19 protein-coding genes are annotated in these 18498 nt (G+C 71.9%); 11 read left to right on the top strand and 8 right to left on the bottom strand.

What is annotated here, in order from left to right; translation table 11 throughout:
- Positions 1-6: 6 nt before the first annotated feature.
- Entirely contained in the window at positions 7-936 is a 930-nt protein-coding gene (locus AB0M79_RS19450; protein WP_364215282.1) for a neutral zinc metallopeptidase, read from the bottom strand.
- A gap of 340 nt (positions 937-1276) precedes the next feature.
- Here AB0M79_RS19450 and AB0M79_RS19445 point away from each other — a divergent pair, with 340 nt between their 5' ends.
- The 3 genes from AB0M79_RS19445 (at position 1277) to AB0M79_RS19435 (ending at position 4152) form a co-directional block, all read left to right on the top strand.
- A complete protein-coding gene (locus AB0M79_RS19445; RefSeq protein WP_364215279.1) occupies positions 1277-2881 on the top strand; it encodes an ABC-F family ATP-binding cassette domain-containing protein in 1605 nt (534 codons plus the stop codon).
- A 220-nt stretch (positions 2882-3101) separates the two neighbouring features.
- Positions 3102-3329, top strand: coding sequence for a helix-turn-helix domain-containing protein (locus AB0M79_RS19440; protein ID WP_212820725.1), 228 nt, complete (start codon positions 3102-3104; stop codon positions 3327-3329).
- A gap of 46 nt (positions 3330-3375) precedes the next feature.
- A complete protein-coding gene (locus tag AB0M79_RS19435) occupies positions 3376-4152 on the top strand; it encodes an enoyl-CoA hydratase/isomerase family protein (RefSeq protein WP_357539634.1) in 777 nt (258 codons plus the stop codon).
- A 17-nt stretch (positions 4153-4169) separates the two neighbouring features.
- Here AB0M79_RS19435 and AB0M79_RS19430 read toward each other — a convergent pair whose 3' ends face one another.
- A complete protein-coding gene (locus tag AB0M79_RS19430) occupies positions 4170-5126 on the bottom strand; it encodes an EamA family transporter (RefSeq protein WP_364215274.1) in 957 nt (318 codons plus the stop codon).
- A 184-nt stretch (positions 5127-5310) separates the two neighbouring features.
- On the opposite strand from AB0M79_RS19430, the gene AB0M79_RS19425 reads away from it, so the two are divergent.
- Positions 5311-7284 carry an ABC transporter ATP-binding protein gene (locus tag AB0M79_RS19425; protein WP_364215607.1) on the top strand — a complete coding sequence of 658 codons (1974 nt, stop codon included), beginning with the start codon at positions 5311-5313 and terminating at the stop codon, positions 7282-7284.
- A gap of 90 nt (positions 7285-7374) precedes the next feature.
- Entirely contained in the window at positions 7375-7818 is a 444-nt protein-coding gene (locus AB0M79_RS19420; RefSeq protein WP_364215271.1) for a DUF6234 family protein, read from the top strand.
- A 123-nt stretch (positions 7819-7941) separates the two neighbouring features.
- On the opposite strand, the gene AB0M79_RS19415 is transcribed toward AB0M79_RS19420, so the two are convergent.
- The 4 genes from AB0M79_RS19415 to AB0M79_RS19400 form a co-directional block, all read right to left on the bottom strand.
- The gene (locus tag AB0M79_RS19415) at positions 7942-8490 is read right to left on the bottom strand and encodes a hypothetical protein (RefSeq protein WP_364215268.1); all 549 of its coding nucleotides are present in this window, start codon (positions 8488-8490) and stop codon (positions 7942-7944) included.
- Positions 8487-9305, bottom strand: a complete 819-nt coding sequence (locus tag AB0M79_RS19410) for a DUF692 domain-containing protein (protein ID WP_364215265.1) — start codon at positions 9303-9305, stop codon at positions 8487-8489. Before AB0M79_RS19410 ends, AB0M79_RS19415 begins: the two co-directional genes overlap by 4 nt.
- Positions 9302-10219 carry a TIGR04222 domain-containing membrane protein gene (locus AB0M79_RS19405; RefSeq protein WP_364215262.1) on the bottom strand — a complete coding sequence of 306 codons (918 nt, stop codon included), beginning with the start codon at positions 10217-10219 and terminating at the stop codon, positions 9302-9304. Before AB0M79_RS19405 ends, AB0M79_RS19410 begins: the two co-directional genes overlap by 4 nt.
- Positions 10220-10287: 68 nt before the next feature.
- Positions 10288-10872: a helix-turn-helix domain-containing protein gene (locus AB0M79_RS19400; RefSeq protein WP_357539621.1), complete on the bottom strand. Its 585-nt coding sequence runs from the start codon at positions 10870-10872 to the stop codon at positions 10288-10290.
- Positions 10873-10971: 99 nt separating this feature from the next.
- Between AB0M79_RS19400 and AB0M79_RS19395 the strand changes: the two genes are divergently transcribed.
- The 3 genes from AB0M79_RS19395 to AB0M79_RS19385 all read left to right on the top strand — a co-directional run bounded on the left by AB0M79_RS19395 (position 10972) and on the right by AB0M79_RS19385 (position 13693).
- Positions 10972-11850 carry a carbon-nitrogen hydrolase family protein gene (locus tag AB0M79_RS19395; RefSeq protein ID WP_364215258.1) on the top strand — a complete coding sequence of 293 codons (879 nt, stop codon included), beginning with the start codon at positions 10972-10974 and terminating at the stop codon, positions 11848-11850.
- Positions 11851-11943: 93 nt separating this feature from the next.
- Positions 11944-12588, top strand: a complete 645-nt coding sequence (locus AB0M79_RS19390; protein ID WP_364215255.1) for an HAD-IA family hydrolase — start codon at positions 11944-11946, stop codon at positions 12586-12588.
- Positions 12589-12751: 163 nt separating this feature from the next.
- Positions 12752-13693 carry an RIO1 family regulatory kinase/ATPase gene (locus AB0M79_RS19385; protein ID WP_364215252.1) on the top strand — a complete coding sequence of 314 codons (942 nt, stop codon included), beginning with the start codon at positions 12752-12754 and terminating at the stop codon, positions 13691-13693.
- Positions 13694-13796: 103 nt separating this feature from the next.
- Here the strand turns inward: AB0M79_RS19385 and AB0M79_RS19380 are convergent, their stop codons facing one another.
- Complete coding sequence (locus tag AB0M79_RS19380; RefSeq protein ID WP_364215249.1) at positions 13797-14042, bottom strand: DUF2630 family protein; 246 nt, start codon at positions 14040-14042, stop codon at positions 13797-13799.
- A 146-nt stretch (positions 14043-14188) separates the two neighbouring features.
- On the bottom strand, positions 14189-16981 hold the full coding sequence (locus AB0M79_RS19375; RefSeq protein ID WP_364215246.1) for an aconitate hydratase: 2793 nt from the start codon (positions 16979-16981) through the stop codon (positions 14189-14191).
- A 182-nt stretch (positions 16982-17163) separates the two neighbouring features.
- On the opposite strand from AB0M79_RS19375, the gene AB0M79_RS19370 reads away from it, so the two are divergent.
- The 3 genes from AB0M79_RS19370 (at position 17164) to AB0M79_RS19360 (ending at position 18288) form a co-directional block, all read left to right on the top strand.
- Positions 17164-17520, top strand: a complete 357-nt coding sequence (locus AB0M79_RS19370; protein ID WP_364215243.1) for a glyoxalase — start codon at positions 17164-17166, stop codon at positions 17518-17520.
- Between the two features lie 118 nt (positions 17521-17638).
- Positions 17639-17902: a hypothetical protein gene (locus AB0M79_RS19365; RefSeq protein WP_364215240.1), complete on the top strand. Its 264-nt coding sequence runs from the start codon at positions 17639-17641 to the stop codon at positions 17900-17902.
- Positions 17899-18288, top strand: coding sequence for a hypothetical protein (locus AB0M79_RS19360; protein WP_364215237.1), 390 nt, complete (start codon positions 17899-17901; stop codon positions 18286-18288). The genes AB0M79_RS19365 and AB0M79_RS19360 overlap by 4 nt, the downstream gene beginning before the upstream one ends.
- The last annotated feature ends 210 nt before the right edge of the window (positions 18289-18498 follow it).

Genomic DNA, 18498 nt, shown 5'->3' with positions numbered 1-18498 from the left:
GGCCCGTCAGATGGCCCCGCCGAAGGTGTCGCAGGAGGTCGGGTCGCCGGTCTGGTAGCCGCGGCCGAACCACTCCTGCCGCTGCGCCGCCGTGCCGTGGGTGAACGACGACTCGTCGATCCGCCCGCCGGACCGCCCCTGGATCGTGTCGTCGCCGATCGCGGCCGCGGTGTCCAGACCCTCACGGATGTCCTGGTCGGTGATGCTGGTGAAGATCCGCTGCCCCTGCGCGTCGGCGGTGCCGGTCGCGTTCTTCGCCCACGCGCCGGCGTAGCAGTCGGCCTGCAGCTCCAGGCGCACCGACAGCTCGTTGGCGTTGCGCGGGTCACGCTGCTGCTGGCGGCGCATCTGCGCCTCGGTGCCGAGCAGGGTCTGCACGTGGTGGCCGTACTCGTGGGCGACGACGTACGGCTGCGCGAACTCGCCGCCGGCGCCGAGCTGGTCGGCGAGCACCCGGTAAAAGGTCAGGTCGATGAAGACCTTGCGGTCGGCGGGGCAGTAGAACGGGCCGACGCCGGAGTCCGCGGTGCCGCAGCCGGTGTTGACCGCCCGCTCGAAGAAGACGGTGTCCGCCGGCTGGTACTGCCGGCCGAAGTGCTGCGGCAGCGCGGTACGCCAGTACGCCTGCACCGAGTTGACGTAGAGGGTGTTGCGGCAGTCGAGCTGGCGTAGCGCGTCGTCGGCCGCGCACCGCTGGTCGATGGCCGCGTTGTCGCCCTGCTCCTCGCCACCGGTCAGCGCGTTGAGGCCGAAGCCGCCGCCGATGAGCGTGAACACGACGACGGCGATGAGAACGACCAGGCCGCCCTTGCCGCCACCGCCGCCCGGCAGCGGGATCGGCAGGCCGCCGATGCCCCCGCCGCCTCCGCCCCCGCCAGCGCCCCGCCGGTCCTCGATCTGGCTGGTGTCGATCCGCGCGTTCTCGTTCAGCTCCACGACGCCTGCTCGCTCCGCTCGCAGTCGCCATGTCGTCGACTGAGTCTGATGATTCGCTCGTTGTCCTGGCTCATGACGATCGCCCACTCCGTCCGCAGTCGCTCATGACGACTCCAGCCAATCCCGGCACCGTTCGAATCGTCATGGTGCCACTGCTTCGCCCACTACCCGATGATCTTGCCTGACAATCCGCTGGGAGGGCGCTCCCGCCACCCGGTACACTTTTCGCCGTGCTGCTCTGCCAAGGCTGAACCGCCCCGCGCCGACGGGTCAAATACCCGCCGGCGCTTCCGCGTGCCCGAGTCAGCCTTTCCGCGCCATCGAGAGCGAGCCCTTCGAAATGATCACTGCAACCGGTCTGGAACTGCGCGCCGGCTCCCGCATCCTGCTGTCCGACACCACGCTGCGCGTGCAACCCGGTGACCGGATCGGCCTCGTGGGCCGCAACGGCGCCGGCAAGACCACCACCCTGAAGGTGCTCGCCGGTGAGGGCACCCCGTACGCCGGCCAGATCGACCGGCGCAGCGCGATCGGCTACCTGCCGCAGGACCCGCGTACCGGTGATCTCGAGGTCACCGCGCGCGACCGGGTGCTGTCCGCCCGTGGCCTCGACGTGCTGATGGCCCGGATGAAGGAGGTCGAGCAGCAGCTCGCCGACGGCGGCGACGACCGGCTCGTCCGCCGCTACGGGGCGCTGGAGGACCAGTTCGCCTCGCTCGGCGGGTACGCCGCCGAGGCCGAGGCGGCCCGGATCTGCGCCAACCTCGGCCTGCCCGACCGGGTCCTCGCCCAGACCATCGGCACCCTGTCCGGCGGTCAGCGCCGGCGCATCGAGCTGGCCCGGATCCTCTTCCGCGACGCCGGCGAGAACGGCGGCGGCATCCTGCTGCTCGACGAGCCGACCAACCACCTCGATGCCGACTCGATCACCTGGCTGCGCGGCTTCCTCGCCGGGCACAAGGGCGGCCTGGTGGTGATCAGCCACGACGTGTCGCTGCTGGACGCGGTGGTCAACCGGGTCTGGTATCTCGACGCGACCCGGTCGGTGGTCGACACCTACAACGTCGGCTGGAAGACCTACCTGGAGCAGCGCGACACCGACGAGCGGCGGCGCCGCCGCGAGCGGGCCAACGCCGAGAAGAAGGCCGGCGCGCTGATGGCGCAGGCCGACAAGATGCGGGCCAAGGCCACCAAGACCGTCGCCGCGCAGAACATGGCCCGGCGCGCCGAGCGGCTGCTGTCCGGGCTGGAGGAGGTCCGGGTCTCCGACAAGGTCGCCAAGGTACGGTTCCCGTCCCCGGCCGCCTGCGGCAAGACCCCGCTGACCGCGACCGGCCTGTCGAAGTCGTACGGCTCGTTGGAGATCTTCACCGACGTCAACGTCGCGGTCGACCGCGGCTCCCGGGTCGCCATCCTGGGGCTCAACGGTGCCGGCAAGACCACCCTGCTGCGGATGCTCGGCGGCCTGCTGGAGCCCGACACCGGTGAGGTACGGGCCGGGCACGGCCTACGGCTGGGCTACTACGCGCAGGAACACGAGACGCTCGACGTCGACCGTACGGTGCTCGACCACATGCGCAGCGCGGCGCTGGAGCAGACCGACACCGAACTTCGCAAGATCCTCGGTGCGTTCCTGTTCTCCGGCGAGGACGTCGACAAGCCCGCCGGGGTGCTGTCCGGCGGTGAGAAGACCCGGCTGGCACTGGCCACGCTCGTCTGCTCGGGCGCCAACGTGCTGCTGCTCGACGAGCCGACCAACAACCTCGACCCGGTCAGCCGGGAACAGGTGCTGGACGCGATCGCCAACTATCCGGGGGCGATCGTGCTGGTCACCCACGATCCGGGCGCGGTGACGGCGCTCAAGCCCGACCGGGCCATCCTGCTGCCCGACGGTGACGAGGACGCCTGGAGCGACGACCTGCTGGAACTGGTGGAGCTGGCCTGACCGGAGCGTTCCGCGTACGGGATGTGGGTGACCACCGTGTGTCTGGTGAAATTTCAGTGGGGTGGGCACACTTGCGCTCACTGCGATACAGGTATCGGGTAGCCGACAGTGACGCGCGTGTCGGTTGGCGAACAGATGGTATCTGGCGCATGATCGTTCGAGGCGGTCTAATAGGTGGGACCGCATCGAACCGCACAGTCTGGGACGTGAGGATTCCAACATGGCAGCCACTGGCACAGCCACCAGCACTGAGAAGGGTCGCCGGATCGTCGGGGCCGAGCGTCAGACGCTCGCCAAGGACCTTGTAAAGCGGTACACCTCGGGAGAGAGCATTCGTGCCCTGGCGGTCTCCACGGGCCGCTCCTACGGGTTCGTGCACCGGGTGCTCACCGAGTCCGGAGTGCAGTTGCGTCAGCGCGGCGGCGCCCGTCGTCGTAAGAAGGCGTGACCAGCTCTTCAGCCTCTCCCGCCTCCGCCCACGCCAGGATCCCCCGGTGAGCACAGCGAGCGGAGTGCGACTCGACCGCGACGGGCCGGTCGCGACAGTGACGTTGTGCCGGCCCGACGTGCTCAACGCGCAGACGCCCGCGATGTGGGAGACGCTGCGCGAATTCTCCCGGCAGCTCGCCGGCGACGTACGCGTGGTCGTGGTCCGCGGCGAGGGCCGGGCCTTCTCCGCGGGCCTCGACCTGTCGGTGGCCGGCGGCGCCGACCCTGATTCCGGTGGCGGCTCGTTCGCCGAACTGGCCCGGATGTCGCCCGAGGCGTGCGCCGACCGCATCGCCGAACTACAGGCCGGGTTCACCTGGCTGCACCGCCCTGACCTGATCTCGGTCGCGGCGGTCCAGGGGCACGCCATCGGCGCCGGATTCCAGCTCGCGCTCGCCTGCGACCTGCGGGTCCTCGCCGACGACGCGAAGCTCTCGATGGCCGAGGTCACCCTCGGGCTCGTACCCGACCTGGCCGGCACGAAGCGACTGGTCGACCTGGTCGGCTATGCCCGTGCCCTGGAGATCTGCGTGACCGGGCGGCGGATCGACGCCGCCGAGGCCGACCGGCTCGGCCTGGCCAACGTGGTCGTGCCCCGCGCCGACCTCGACGCCGCCGTACGCGACCTGACCGCGGCGATCCTCGCCGGCAACCGGGACGCGGTCGTCGAGATCAAGGCACTGCTCGCCGGCGCGGCCGGCCGGTCACCCGCCGACCAGCAGCGGGCCGAACGGGAGGCACAGACCCGTCGCCTGCGCGATCTCGCCGGCACCGCCGACTAGCGGGTGCGCCCCGGCCCTCAGCGGACCGGTTCCGGCCGGGAATCCGGCTCCACCGCCGGAGCGGCCGTACCGGTGACCCGCCGCCGGCGGACCGGGACGGTGAGCACGGCCAGGCAGGCGCCGACCAGGCCGACACCGAACCAGCCCGGGCCCGGCAGCCGCTCGCCGACGACGAGCACCGCGAGCACGGCCGCGACCGCCGGTTCGAAGAGCGACAGGGTCGTCGCGGCGCTGGCCGGTACGCGCGCCAGCCCCCAGCCGAAGAGCAGATAGCCGGCGAACATCGGCACGACCGCCAGATAGGCGCCGACCGCCAGGTGCCGACCCGAGTCGAGGAACGGGCCACCGGTCGCGACCAGGACCGGCATCAGCAGCAGCCCACCGAGGCCGAAGGTCGACCCCATCGCGGCCCGCGAGGAGAGGCCGCCGGCCATCAGCCGGTGCGCGGTCCACGAGTAGAGCGCGTAGGTGAGCCCGGCGAGCAGGCCGAGTACGGTCCCGGCCACCGGCCGGGGAGCCGTCGCGTCCGCGCCGCCCGCCGCCCGGGCCACGCAGAGCAGCACCGTTCCGGCCAGGCCCAGCCCGGCCCCGGCCAGCCAGCGCGCGGAGAGCCGGCGGCCGTCGGCGACCCGCTCGATCAGGGCCGAGGCCAGCGGCGCGGAGCCGATCGAGACGACGGTGCCCACCGCCACGCCGGCCAGCCGCATCGAGGTGTAGAAGGCCAGCGGGTAGACGGCGACCGACACCGCACCGGCCAGCACGACCGGCCACCGGGCGCGCAGCCGCATCCGGTCGCGACGCAGGTGACCGGCGGCGACGAGAGCCTGGAGCAGGCCACCGACGCCCATCGCCGCGGCACCGATGGCCAGCGACCCGACCGCCGGGGCGAGGCTCGCCGCGGTGCCGGTGGTGCCCCACAGCAGCGAGGCCGCCAGGACGCACAGCGCGCCCAGACCGGCGGCGCGGTCGGTCACGGGGTCTCCAACGGGATCAGGGCGATGGCTCGGGCGGGTGGCAAGTCTAGCCACGGCCGGACAGCGGTGCGTGATCATGCCGACAGGGCGGATGCGGAAGGAACGGGTTGTTTCCCGGGTTGTCGTAGGTGTCGGGAAAACTGGACCCGACCCACAGACGACGGAGGTGCCGGTGACCCACGCGATGTCCGGGGCGGGCGGCGGCATGGGCGGTTGGAACATGCTGCGCTCGATGCGCGACAAGGACGCGGTCGACAAGCACCGGCTGACCCGGGGGACCGCCCGACGCATTGTCGCCTTCGCCCGGCCCTACCGGGTCGACATCACCGTCTTCCTGGTCACCGTGGTCATCGCCGCCGTCATCGGGGTCGCCACCCCGGTCCTCGCCGGCGACGTCATCAACACCATCACCGGCGGCGGCCCGGAGGCCGGGGCCACGGTCGTCCGGCTCGCGCTGTTCATCGCCGGCCTGGCGATCGCCGACGCGGTCCTGCAACTGGTGCAGCGCTGGTTCTCCGCCCGGATCGGCGAGGGCATCATCCTCGACCTGCGCAGCCGGGTCTACGACCACGTGCAGCGGATGCCGTTGCAGTTCTTCAACCGCACCCAGACCGGCGCCCTGGTCAGCCGGCTCAACAACGACGTACTGGGGGCCCAGCGGGCCTTCACCTCGACCCTGTCCGGCGTGGTCAGCAACGTCATCCAGCTCGTGCTGACCGCCGCGGTCATGTTCACCCTGTCGTGGCAGATCACCGCGTTGTCCCTGGTCCTCCTGCCGATCTTCATCCTGCCCGCGCGCCGGGTCGGGCGCCGGCTGGCCGAGATCACCCGGGAGTCTTACGACCTGGACGCGAAGATGAACGCCACGATGACCGAGCGGTTCGGCGTCGCCGGCGCGCTGCTGGTCAAGCTCTTCGCCCGGCCCGAGATCGAGGCGCGACGCTTCGAGCAGCGCGCCGAACGGGTCCGCGACATCGGCATCCAGTCGGCGATGTACTCCCGCACCTTCTTCGTCGCCATGCTGCTGGTCGCCTCGCTGGCGCAGGCGCTCACCTACGGCCTCGGCGGCTGGCTCGCCGTCACCGGCTCGGTCAGCGCCGGCACCGTGGTGACCCTCGCCCTCCTGCTCACCCGCCTCTACGGGCCGCTGACCGCGCTGTCGAACGTGCGCGTCGACGTGATGAGCGCGCTCGTCTCGTTCGACCGGGTCTTCGAGGTGCTCGACCTGAAGCCGGCCATCGCCGAGAGGGCCGACGCCGCCGAGATCCCGGCCGGATCCGGGCATCTGGAGTTCCGCGACGTTTGGTTCCGCTACCCGAGCGCGGCCGAGGTCTCGCTCGCCTCGCTGGAGAGCGTCGCGGCGCTGGACCGTACCGAGTCCGACCCGGTGCTGCGCGGGGTCAGCTTCACCGTCCGGCCCGGCCGGATGGTCGCCCTGGTCGGCCCGTCCGGCGCCGGCAAGTCGACCACCTCGATGCTCGTCTCCCGGGTCTACGACGTCACCGACGGTGCCGTCCTGGTCGGCGGGGTCGACGTGCGCGACGCCACGCTCGACTCGCTGCGCGACACCATCGGCGTCGTCACCCAGGACGCGCACCTCTTCCACGAGTCGATCGCCGAGAACCTGCGCTACGCCAAACCCGACGCCACCGAGGACGAGATGTGGGCCGCCCTACGTGGCGCCCAGGTCGCCGACCTCGTCCGCTCCCTGCCCGACGGCCTCGAGACGACCGTGGGGGAGCGCGGCTACCGGTTCTCCGGCGGCGAGAAGCAGCGCATCGCGATCGCCCGGATGCTGCTCAAGGCCCCGTCGATCGTGATCCTCGACGAGGCAACCGCACACCTCGACTCGGAGTCCGAGGCGGCCGTGCAGCGGGCGCTGACGACCGCGCTGTCGGGGCGTACGGCGCTGGTGATCGCACACCGGCTGTCGACGGTGCGCGAGGCCGACGAGATCCTGGTGCTCGACGGGGGCCGGATCGTGGAGCGTGGCCGGCACGATGAACTCGTGGCCGCTGGCGGCCTGTACGCCGAGCTTTACCGGACCCAGTTCGCGGTCGCCGACTCGCCGCCGCGCTACGTCGACGACCCCGAGCCGGTGGTCACCGTCCCGACCCGCGACTACGTGTCCGGCGACGCCCTCGGCCCGACCTCGTAGCCGCCGGGCCGGGCAAGAGTACGCGTACCCGGTGCCGCCGGGGCGCGGTGCGGCGGTGCCGGTCGGCGGGCACCACATAGCGTCGGCGGCATGGATGGGATGCCGACGGGGGTACGGCAGCGTCCGGGATGGCCGGGCGCCGCCGTACTGCTCCTGACCCTGGCCTGGCTGGCCGCGCTGGTGCTGGTCGCCTACCTGTACATCGGGGTCGGCTTGGAGTCCTGGGCGGCCAGCTACAACGACGCCGACGAAGCCGCCGCCGCGGACCGTGTCCAGCGCAGCTACACGCTCGCCATGTACTTCTGTCTCACCCTCTTCGTGGGGCCCGTCCTCACCGCGGTCGTGGCGGCGGTCGGTGGGCTGCGCCGCACCGCCATCGGGTACGGCGTCGTCGCGGTGCCGCTCGCCGGGCTGGCCCTGGCCGGCTGTGCCCTGACCGTGCGGGACGCCGATCCCGGCCCGCAGGCACCGCCTCCGCCGCCCGGTCACTGCGTGCCGCTCAGCGGCAGCGATAACCGCTGCCCCGGCGGCTGACGGCCGGGCTGACCGCGCACCCGGTGGCCGGACCCGCTGCGCCACCCGGCGGCCGGGTGGCCTCGATCGTCTGCTGTTCAGACAGTCGACACGCCGCCCCGGAGGTGCCTGAACAGCAGACGATCATGACGACCGATCCGTTGCGCCGGGCAGTGTCAGGGTGTGCACCCGACCGGCGAACTGGATTACGACGGTGCCGTCGCCGCGGCGCAGCGCCGGAAGCCGGCGCGGGCGGGGGGCGTCGGTCCCGCGGTAGTGCCAGGTCGCCTCGCGGGCGGCCAACTCGTCCCGGGCCGGCCCGGTGAGCCGAGCGGCGGCGTGCAGGTCCCGGGCCAGGTCCCAGCCGTCGCGCAACGAGCCCCGGGTCGGCCGGGTGGCGGCGAAGCGGGCGAACGTCGCCGTCCAGTCGGTGCCGAGCCCGGCGGCGAGCAGCGGCCAGTGCCGGGCGACGTCGCCGGCCCGCTTGCGCAGCAGCGCGCCGCGGGCGATGCCGACGAGCCGTTCGTCGAACCCCGCCGGTACGGGCGCCCCGGCGACCAGAGCCGCCACCAGTTCGGCCTGCCGGGCGGCCAGGTCGCCGTGCTGGACCGATCCCGGTGGGTGGGACGCTGCCGGCGCGGGTGGCGGCAGCGGCGCGGGGCCGCCACCCGGCTGGACGGAGCCGGCGGTCATGTGACGGTGGGATAGCCGGAGGCGGTGGCGACGGCGTCGAGTTCGGCGCGTAGCACGTCACCGGCCGGGTAGTTGCCGTCGCGTTCGAGCAGCAGCGCGGGCGGCCGGTGCCGGGCGCAGAGTTCGCCGATCAGATCGAGCACCTCGGCCGGGATCGGATCGGTGTGCGTGTCGTGGTAGACGCCGCCGTGGTCGGCGCCCCCGGCGACGTGCACGTACGCGACCCGGTCCAGCGGCAGCCGGTCGAGCAGGTCCACCGGGTCGGTGTCCCGGTTGCGGGCGTTGGCGTAGACGTTGGCGATGTCGAGCAGCAGCAGGGCGCCGGTCTGGTCGAGGATCTCGGTGATGAACTGCGCCTCGGTCAGCTCGTCGTCGGGCCAGTCGAAGATGGCGGCGATCGGTTCGAGGGCGATGGGTACGGGAAGTTCGGCCTGCGTACGGCGGACGTTGCCGACCACCGCGGCGACGGCCTCCCGGCTGCGGGGCAGCGGCAGCAGGTGACCGGCCTCAACGTCGCCGGCCCGGACGAAGGCGATGTGTTCGCTGACCAGTGGTGCGTCGACGAGGGCGGCGGCGTGGGCGAGGTGGGCGACCCGGGCCGGATCGACGGGTTCGGCGCCGCCGAGGGAGAGTCGTACGCCGTGCGGGACGACGGCGACGTCACGGGCCCGCAGGTCGGCGAGCGCGGCCGGGGCCGGTCCGCTGTGGGGCAGCGACTCGGCGACGACCTCGACGAACCGCAGGCCGGGCAGGCCGGCGACGAACCCGGATATCTCCGGCCGCCAGCCGATGCCGACGCCGTACGCCCCGGTCATCCGCCGCAGCCTCCGCATCCGCCACAGCCACCCCCGCCGCCGCACGAGCCGCCGCCACCACCGTCCGAAGAGGACCCGCCGCTGCACGAGGAGCCACTGCCACCTCCGGCGCTGGCGTAGTTGCGCTGGATCTCCGCGTCGGCGGCGAATGCCGGGTCGAGTGCCCACAGTGACGCCGCCCCGAAGAGGGCGACCCCCATCGCGGCGCCGGCCGCGCCGTACGTGGCGTAGGCGGGGGCGGTCCTGGGCGAGAGGTGCACGTGCTGGACCCGCAGTTGGCTCAGCGCGGCCCGGGCGGCCCGGGTGCGGCGCGGTACGACGCTGAGGAAGACGATCGCGACCGGCGCGTAGAGCACCGTCAACAGGATGAGGAAGCCGACCGGACGGTCGTTGGCGAGACCGGCGAAGATCCGGACGACGCCCACGAGGACCAGGGCCAGCATGACCGCCGGAACGATCCGGGCGGCCCGGCGGGTGCCCGCGCTCGGCGCCAGCCCCTGCTGCTCCAGCGACTCGCGGAGCTGGTCGAGGGCCCGGGCGACGAAGCTGTCGGCCAGCAGCTGCCGGGACTTGATCCGCTTCTGGGCGGCGTTGTAGACGGCGGTGTCCAGCGGCGTGGCGCCGAGCGGTAGCTGGCCGCCGACGGCGAGGGTGCGGTCCTTCGCCACCCCGATCACGCCGGCGCTGCGCAGGGCGGCGAGCGACGAGTAGACGGCGAGCCGGTCGCCGCCGTTGAGGTAGGCCGCCTGCTGCGGACCGAGCTGCGCGGGCGGCACGTCCCGGCGGCCGGCGAAGAGGATCAGCCGGTGTACGACGGCGAGCGTGACCAGCGTGGTCGCGGTGAAGAAGAAGATCAGCAGGAAGGTGGTACTCGGGATGCCCCAGGTGTCAGCAGGGGTGGCTGGAACTTCCATCGTGCAACTCCAGTCGCGTCAGGGGTCCGCGGCCTCATTGTGTCCGGCCCGTGCCACCCCGGTCCGGGTCAGCCCTTCACCGACGCCCGGCGGACGGCCTCCTCGACGAGGTCGAGGACCGCGCCGAGGTCGCCGGCCGGCCGGCCCATCGCCAGGTGCAGCACCAGCCCGTCGTACGCCAGCTCGAGGAACTGGGCCAGCACCTCGATCGACACGTCGTCGCGGAGCACGCCGGCGTCGCGCTGGCGGGCGAGCCTTTCGCGGGTGGCGCCGGCGATGCTGGCCGAGCGTTCGGCCCACCGCCGGGCGAAGGCCGGATCGGTGCGCAGCCGCCTCGACACCTCGAGCTGGGTGCCGAGCCAGCCGGTCGTGTCCGGTGACTGGGCCCGGTCGAGGAGGTCGCGCATCACCTGCACCAAACCGTTGCGGGCGACCGTCTCGGCCATCTCGGCGGCGTCGTCCTCGGCGACGGCGAGGAAGAGCGAGTCCTTGTCCCGGAAGTGGTGGAAGATGGCACCGCGGGAGAGCCCGGTCTGCTCTTCGAGCCGGCGCACCGTCGCGCCCTCGTAGCCGAGGCGGGCGAAACAGGCCCGGGCCGCGGCGAGGATCTCCTGGCGGCGCGCGTCGAGCTGGTCCTGGCTCACCCTGGGCACGCGACGATCGTGTCACGCCGGTGGGTCACCATGCAATCCGTACGTACGGCTTGGCAGCGCGGGCGCGGCGCGGCGGACCTGCGTCGATATCCTGTCGGCGTGACCGCCTCCGCGCCGATGGGCGCCCCCGCTCATCCGGTGCCGGCCGAGGCGTTGACCGTGGCGGCCGGGCAGGCCGAGGCGGTGCCCGGCGACCTGGCCGGCAACGCCGCCACCGCGGCCCGGCTGGTCCGGGAGGCGACCGCGCGGGGCGCGACGGTCGTCGTACTCCCCGAGCTTTTCCTGCCCGCCTACCATCCGCCGACGCTGGCCGATCCGGCGACCGATGTCGCCGCCGACGGTGTCGGGCTGGTCGACGACGCCCGGCTGGAGCCGCTGCGTTCGGCCGCCCGGGACGGGAGCGCGGTGGTCGTGGTCGGGGCGGCGGTACGGCACCCCGACGACCGGCGTACCTGCTCGGCGCTGGTCGTGGACCGGGCCGGGACGGTCAACGCCGGCTACGACAAGCAGCATCTGTGCGGCCCGTACGAGAAGGCGCTGTTCACCCCGGGCGTACGCGGCGCGACGCTGACCGTCGACGGCTGGCGGCTCGGGCTCGGCATCTGTTACGACGGCTGTTTTCCCGAGCACGGCCGGGCGGCGGCGGCCGACGGTGCCCACGCCTATCTCTGCCCGAGTGGATACGAACGCGGTTCGGAGCACCGCCGTGATCTTTACTATCCGGCCCGGGCGCTGGACAACGGCATGTACGTGGTCTTCGCCAATCCGGTCGGTGCCGCCACCCGGTGGCGGTTCAACGGCGGTGCCGCCGTCTACGATCCGCAGGGCCGGCCGCTGGTGCGGGCCGCTGACGACGGGGAGGCGGTCGTGGTCACCGCCTGCGACCCCGCGGAGCTGGTCCGGGTGCGGGCCACCCACTCGATGCTCGCCGACCGGCTGTCCGACCAGGGTGGACCGCGGGCATCGATCGCCGCCTGAGTCGCGAATCGGTCGACGCCATTTGTTCAACGGCAAATAATGTTTACGGGACAGGGGTTTTGTCGGATGGTCGACATCACATAAGGTGCGCGGGTGCCACTCCTGTTCCTCGATCTGGACGACACTCTGCTCGATCGCGGCGGGCCGTTTCGCGCGTGGGCCGAGGGGTTCCTGGCGGCTGTCGGTGCACCGCCCAAAGACATCGAATGGCTACTGTCCGTCGATGCGGACGGTCTGACCGACCGCTGGGACGTCGCCGACGCGATCCGGTCCCGCTACCAGTTGCGGACCCCGTCGATCGACCTGGTCGACGCGTTGCACGAGGGCGTGATGGAGCGCATCCGGCTCGATCCGCTGGTCGCCTGCGCGCTGCGGATCGCCGACGACGCCGGCTGGGTGCCGGTCGTGGTGACCAACGGGACCAGCCGGCAGGAGGATGCCAAGATCCGGCGGACCGGGCTGGACCGCTACGTCGCCGACTGGGTGGTCGCCGACGAGGTCGGGGTGAGCAAACCCAATCCGCGGATCTTCGCGATGGCCGCGCAGCGGGTGCGGATGCGGCTGGCCGGGGCCTGGGTCGTCGGTGACAGCCCGGAGGCCGACATCGCCGGGGCGGCCGCGATGGGCCTGCCCAGTGTCTGGTTGCACCGGGGGCGCAACTGGTTGGAGCCGAGGTTCAGCCCGACCCGTACGGTCGGCGGGTTGCTGCCGGCACTGGCCGCCGTACTGGGGGCCTGAGGCCGGTAAGAAATGGGTTGACGCCCCGGCGGGTCCGGCGGCAGACTTCCCGCGTCGTGTGAGCACCGGGTGTGCCCGGTCGAGTGGAGGGAGTTGAGCAGATGGCTGTCATCGCTGTGCGCCTCATGCCGCCTTCTTTCACCTCGACCAAAGGATCCCTGCTGTGCGCGAGCACGAATACGCACCATCGGCGCGCGAGCGCCGCACCCGCGGCAACCGTCGCTTCGACGACGACGAGCCGCAGTTCCTGAAGCGCTCCCGGCATTCGCCGGGCGGCTTCGACACCAACACGGACACCGACGAGCCGGAGACCGGTGACCGCTGGTCCAGTTGGGACGACGCCGAACGCGGCCCGGAGCCGCATCCGGCCTGGCTGGTCACCGAACTGGCCGCCGTCGACACCGAACTCGGTGTGCTGAAGACCGGCAAGGAAGCCGACGTGCACCTCGTGCGTCGGGGCGTACCCGACACCGACCGGTCCTGCCTGCTCGCCGCGAAGCGGTACCGGGCCCCGGAGCACCGGCTCTTCCACCGCGACGCCGGATACCTCGAAGGTCGCCGGGTCCGCCGCTCGCGGGAGAACCGGGCGATGGCGGCCCGTACGGCGTTCGGCCGGGAGATGATCGCCGGTCAGTGGGCCGCCGCCGAGTTCTCCGCGCTGACCCGGCTGTGGCAGGTCGGGGTGGAGTTGGGGGCGGTCGCGGTGCCGTATCCGGTGCAGTTGCGCGGCACCGAGGTGATGCTGGAGTTCGTCGGCGACGCCGAGTCGGGTACGGCGGCGCCCCGGCTGGCGCAGGTACGCCCCGAACCGGCGGCCCTGGAGCGCCTCTGGGGGCAGCTCGTCGACGCCCTGATGGTGCTGGCCCGGTCGGGCCTGGCGCACGGCGACCTGTCGCCGTACAACCTGCTGGTCCACGATGGACGGCTGGTGTTGATCGACCTGCCGCAGGTGGTCGACGTGGTCGCCAACCCGCAGGGGCCGGAGTTCCTGGCCCGTGACGTACGGGTGGTCAGCACCTGGTTCGCCGCCAAGGGCCTGTCGACGGACCTGGCCGACCCGGCCGCCCTGACGGCCCGCCTGCTGTCCGAGGCGGGGATGCGCTGACCGGCCCCGTCGTTGCCCGCGATCTTGCACTTGTCGCCCGGCAATCCAGGCGAAAGGGGGAGATATGTGCAAGATCGCGGGAGGGGTGCGGCGTGGGGAACGGCTACTGGAGGTAGCGCTCGACCTGGTTGCGGCTGGCGGGGCTGGTGGCGTCGGGGTCGCCGCCGGAGTCGCGGGCGGCCCGGCGCCGGCGCAGCAGGTCCCAGCACTGGTCGAGGGACTCCTCCAGCTCGCGTAGCCGGGTCTGCTCCTCCTCCGAGGAGATGCCGCCCGCCTGTACCTGTGTACGCAGGCGGTGCTCCTCGTCGACCAGCTCGTTGATCCGGCCCAGAATCGTCCTGTCGTCCATGTCTGAGAGCCTGTCACACCGGGCCGTCCGCCGCCCGCCGTCCGCCTTCGCCCCACGCCGGCCACGTTGCCGGCCGGGCACCCGGCCCGGACACGGCGAGGGGCGGGCCCCGGTCGGGAGCCCGCCCCTGCGGCGCGAACCTCGGATCAGCTCGCGATCATGCGACGCAGCACGTACTGCAGGATGCCGCCGTGCCGGTAGTAGTCGGCCTCACCCGGGGTGTCGATCCGGACCACCGCGTCGAACTCGACGCCGCTGTCCGTGGTGACCTTGACGGTGCGCGGGGTGCTGCCCTCGTTGAGCGCGGTCACCCCGCTGATCGAGAACGTCTCGGTGCCGGTCAGCCCCAGCGACTCCGCCGTCTCGCCCTGGGGGAACTGCAGCGGCAGCACGCCCATGCCGATCAGGTTGGAGCGGTGGATACGCTCGTACGACTCGGCGACGACCGCCTTGACGCCGAGCAGCATCGTGCCCTTGGCCGCCCAGTCCCGCGACGAGCCCGAGCCGTACTCCTTGCCGGCCAGGATGACCAGCGGCACGCCGGCCTCCTGGTAGGCGACCGAGGCGTCGTAGATGCTGGTCTGCTCACCGGTGAGGTGGTTGACCGTGAAGCCGCCCTCGACGCCCGGCACGAGCTGGTTGCGCAGCCGGATGTTGGCGAACGTGCCGCGGATCATCACCTCGTGGTTGCCCCGGCGGGAGCCGTACGAGTTGAACTCGTGCTTGGGCACGCCGTGCTCGGCGAGGTACTTCCCGGCGGGGGAGTCGGCCTTGATCGAGCCGGCCGGCGAGATGTGGTCGGTGGTGACCGAGTCGCCGAGCCGGGCCAGGACCCGGGCGCCGGAGATGTCGCCCACCGGGGCCGGCTCCTGCGCCATGCCCTCGAAGTACGGGGGCTTGCGGACGTACGTCGACTCGTTCTCCCAGGCGAACGTGTCGCCGGTCGGGGTGGGCAGCGACTGCCAGCGCTGGTCGCCGGCGAAGACGTCGGCGTAGTCGCGGCTGAACATCTCGCTGGCCACCGACGCCGCGATGACCTCTTCGATCTCGGCGGCGCTGGGCCAGATGTCGCGCAGGAACACCGGCTGCCCGTCGGCACCCTCGCCGAGCGGCTCGTTGGCGACGTCGATGTCCATCGTGCCGGCGAGCGCGTACGCGACCACCAGCGGCGGCGACGCCAGGTAGTTCATCTTGACGTCGGGGTTGATCCGGCCCTCGAAGTTGCGGTTGCCGGACAGCACCGAGACGACGGCGAGGTCGGCCTCGTTGACGGCGGCGGAGACCGCCTCGGGCAGCGGGCCGGAGTTGCCGATGCAGGTGGTGCAGCCGTAGCCGACCAGGTGGAAGCCGAGCTTCTCCAGGTAGGGGGTCAGGCCGGCCCGCTCGTAGTAGTCCATGACCACCTTGGAGCCGGGGGCGAGGGTGGTCTTGACCCACGGCTTGCGGGACAGCCCCTTCTCGACGGCGTTGCGGGCCAGCAGTGCCGCACCGATCATCACCTGCGGGTTGGAGGTGTTGGTGCACGAGGTGATGGCGGCGATGACGACCGCGCCGTGGTCGAGTTCGAACTCGGTGCCGTCGTCGCCGGTGACCCGGATCGGGTTGGACGCCCGGCCGCCGGCGCCCACCGCCGCGGTGACCAGGTCACGCGGCTTGTCGGCGGGATCGTTGAGGCCGTCGGCGGCCGGCGGGTCGCTGGCCGGGAACGACTCGGCGCTGGCCTCGTCGGCGGGGCCGCCGAGGGCCGGCGTGACGTCGGCGACGTAGTCGGTCAGCGCGGAGCGGAAGAGGGTCTTGGCGCTGTCCAGCGGCACCCGGTCCTGCGGGCGCTTCGGGCCGGCCAGCGACGGCTCGATGGTGGACAGGTCGAGTTCGAGCCGCTCGGAGTAGTTGGGCTCGGCGGCCGGGTCGTGCCAGAGACCCTGCTCCTTGGCGTACGCCTCGACGAGCGCGACCTGCTTCTCGTCGCGGCCGGTCAGCTGGAGGTAGTTGATCGTCTCGGCGTCGATCGGGAAGATCGCGACGGTGGAGCCGTACTCGGGGCTCATGTTGCCGATGGTGGCCCGGTTGGCCAGCGGTACGGCGCTCACGCCGGGGCCGTAGAACTCGACGAACTTGCCGACGACGCCGTGCTTGCGCAGCATCTCGGTGATGGTCAGCACCAGGTCGGTGGCGGTGGTGCCGGTCGGCATCTCGCCGTGCAGCTTGAAGCCGACGACCCGGGGGATCAGCATGCTGACCGGCTGGCCGAGCATGGCGGCCTCGGCCTCGATGCCGCCGACGCCCCAGCCGAGCACGCCCAGGCCGTTGACCATCGTGGTGTGCGAGTCGGTGCCGACGACGGTGTCCGGGTAGGCCTGACCGTTGCGCTCCATGATCGTGCGGGCCAGGTATTCGATGTTGACCTGGTGCACGATGCCGGTGCCCGGCGGGACGACCTTGAACTCGTTGAACGCGGTCTGGCCCCAGCGCAGGAACTGGTAGCGCTCCTTGTTGCGGCCGTACTCCAGCTCGACGTTGCGCTCGAAGGCGTCCTCGCGGCCGAAGAGGTCGGCGATCACGGAGTGGTCGATGACCAGTTCGGCGGGGGCGAGCGGGTTGACCTTGGTCGGGTCGCCGCCGAGGTCGCGTACGGCCTCGCGCATGGTGGCCAGGTCGACCACGCAGGGCACGCCGGTGAAGTCCTGCATGAGGACCCGGGCCGGGGTGAACTGGATCTCCACGCTCGGGTCGGCGTCGGGGTCCCACTGGCCGAGCTGGCGGATGTGGTCGGCGGTGATGTTCGCGCCGTCCTCGGTGCGCAGCAGGTTCTCCAGCAGGATCTTCAGGCTGTACGGCAGGCGGTCATGCCCGTCGACCTGGCTGATCTTGAAAATCTCGTAGCTCGCGTCAGCGACGCGTAGCTGGCTCTTCGCACCGAAGGTGTCGAGGCTCGCCACGTCCGTACTCCCTTACACCAGCGACCGTCTAGGACCTGAGCAGCAGTCTTTCCTACCCGTTACCGCACCTGGCCGGTTAGGTAACACTTACCTCTGTCGCTGCTCCGGTTTCAACAAAACCGTACGTCCGTCTTGTTAAAGTCGCAACCTCGTGCCAGGCTCTGGGACGAGGAGGTCCGGCCATGATCCATCACGTGCAGCTCGCCTGCCCGCCGCGCAGCGAGGACCTGTCGCGCGCCTTCTACGCCGGCGTGCTCGGCATGGTCGAGAAGCCCAAGCCGCCGGCCCTCGCGGCCCGCGGCGGTTGCTGGTTCACCGGGTACGGCATCGAGCTGCACCTCGGCGTCGAGGACGACTTCCGGCCGGCCCGCAAGGCGCACCCCGGGCTGCTGTGGCCCGACCTCGACGACCTCGCGGCCCGGCTCGAGGCGGCCGGCCATGGGGTGACCTGGGGCGACGGCGAGCTGCCCGGCATGCGTCGCTTCCACACCCACGACGTGCACGGCAACCGGCTGGAGTTCCTCGCCCCGCTGCCGTGACCGTCGGGACGGACCGTGACCGTCGCGACGGGCGCCGGCCGTCGAGGCGGGCCATGATCGCTGAGACGGACCTGTGACCCGGTGGTCGATCGGGCCGCGACCGGTCAGGATGGCGGGCATGGTCGGCGAGGGTTCCCCACGCAGGCGTACGCCCTGGCTGCTCGTCGGGCTGCTCGCGCTGGCGCTGGGCACCGCCGCGTTCTCCGTCGACCGGCCGCTGGCCGGCAAGGGCGGGCTGCTCCTGGTGCTGGTCGGGGTCAACCTCGTCTTCTGGCGGGTCACCACCGCGGTCGACCGGCGTACGGCCGGGCCGGGGCGGCGCGAGTCGACCGGGGTCGGGGGGTTTGCCGACCTTCCGGGCAGGAAATCCTCATCCTCGTGAGCGCCTCGATCGATCTGGACACGCTGACCGACTTCTTCGACCGGTACGGCGCCGCGTTGACCGCTGCCGACGTACCCGCGATCGCCGCCTGCTACGCGCTGCCGGGGCTGGTCGTCGCCGACTCCTACAGCTTCTCCTTCACCTCGCCGGCGGCGGTCGCGCTGTCGTTCGTCGGCGCCGCGCCCGACTACCGGGAACGCCAACTGGTCGCCGCGCACGCGCAGATCCGCGACGTGCAGTGGCTGTCGGGGGCGCTGACCCTGGTCGCGGTCGAGTGGGAATACCTCGACAGCGCCGGCCGCGCGGTGCCCGGCGAGTCCTACCAGTACCTGCTGCGGACCACACCCAGCGGTCCGGTCATCTGCACCGTGATCCGCGCCGGCTGACCCGCCCGCTCCGCCCTGCCTCGCCGCGCTGCTCGCCCGGCGCTTTCCCGCGATCTTGCACTTGTCGCCCCCCATAAAGGGCAAAGGGGGGAGATAACTGCAAGATCGCGGGCGTGTTTCGGGGGTGTTACTTGCGCAAGATGATGCATGGCGAACGCTGGGGTCTGCAAGGTCTTGCAGAAGGTTTCCGCAAAGGCTAGCGTGCGTGCG

This window comes from Polymorphospora sp. NPDC051019 (genome assembly GCF_040683055.1).
GTDB lineage: Bacteria > Actinomycetota > Actinomycetes > Mycobacteriales > Micromonosporaceae > Polymorphospora > Polymorphospora lycopeni.
This window is presented reverse-complemented; position numbering and strand designations above follow the sequence as displayed.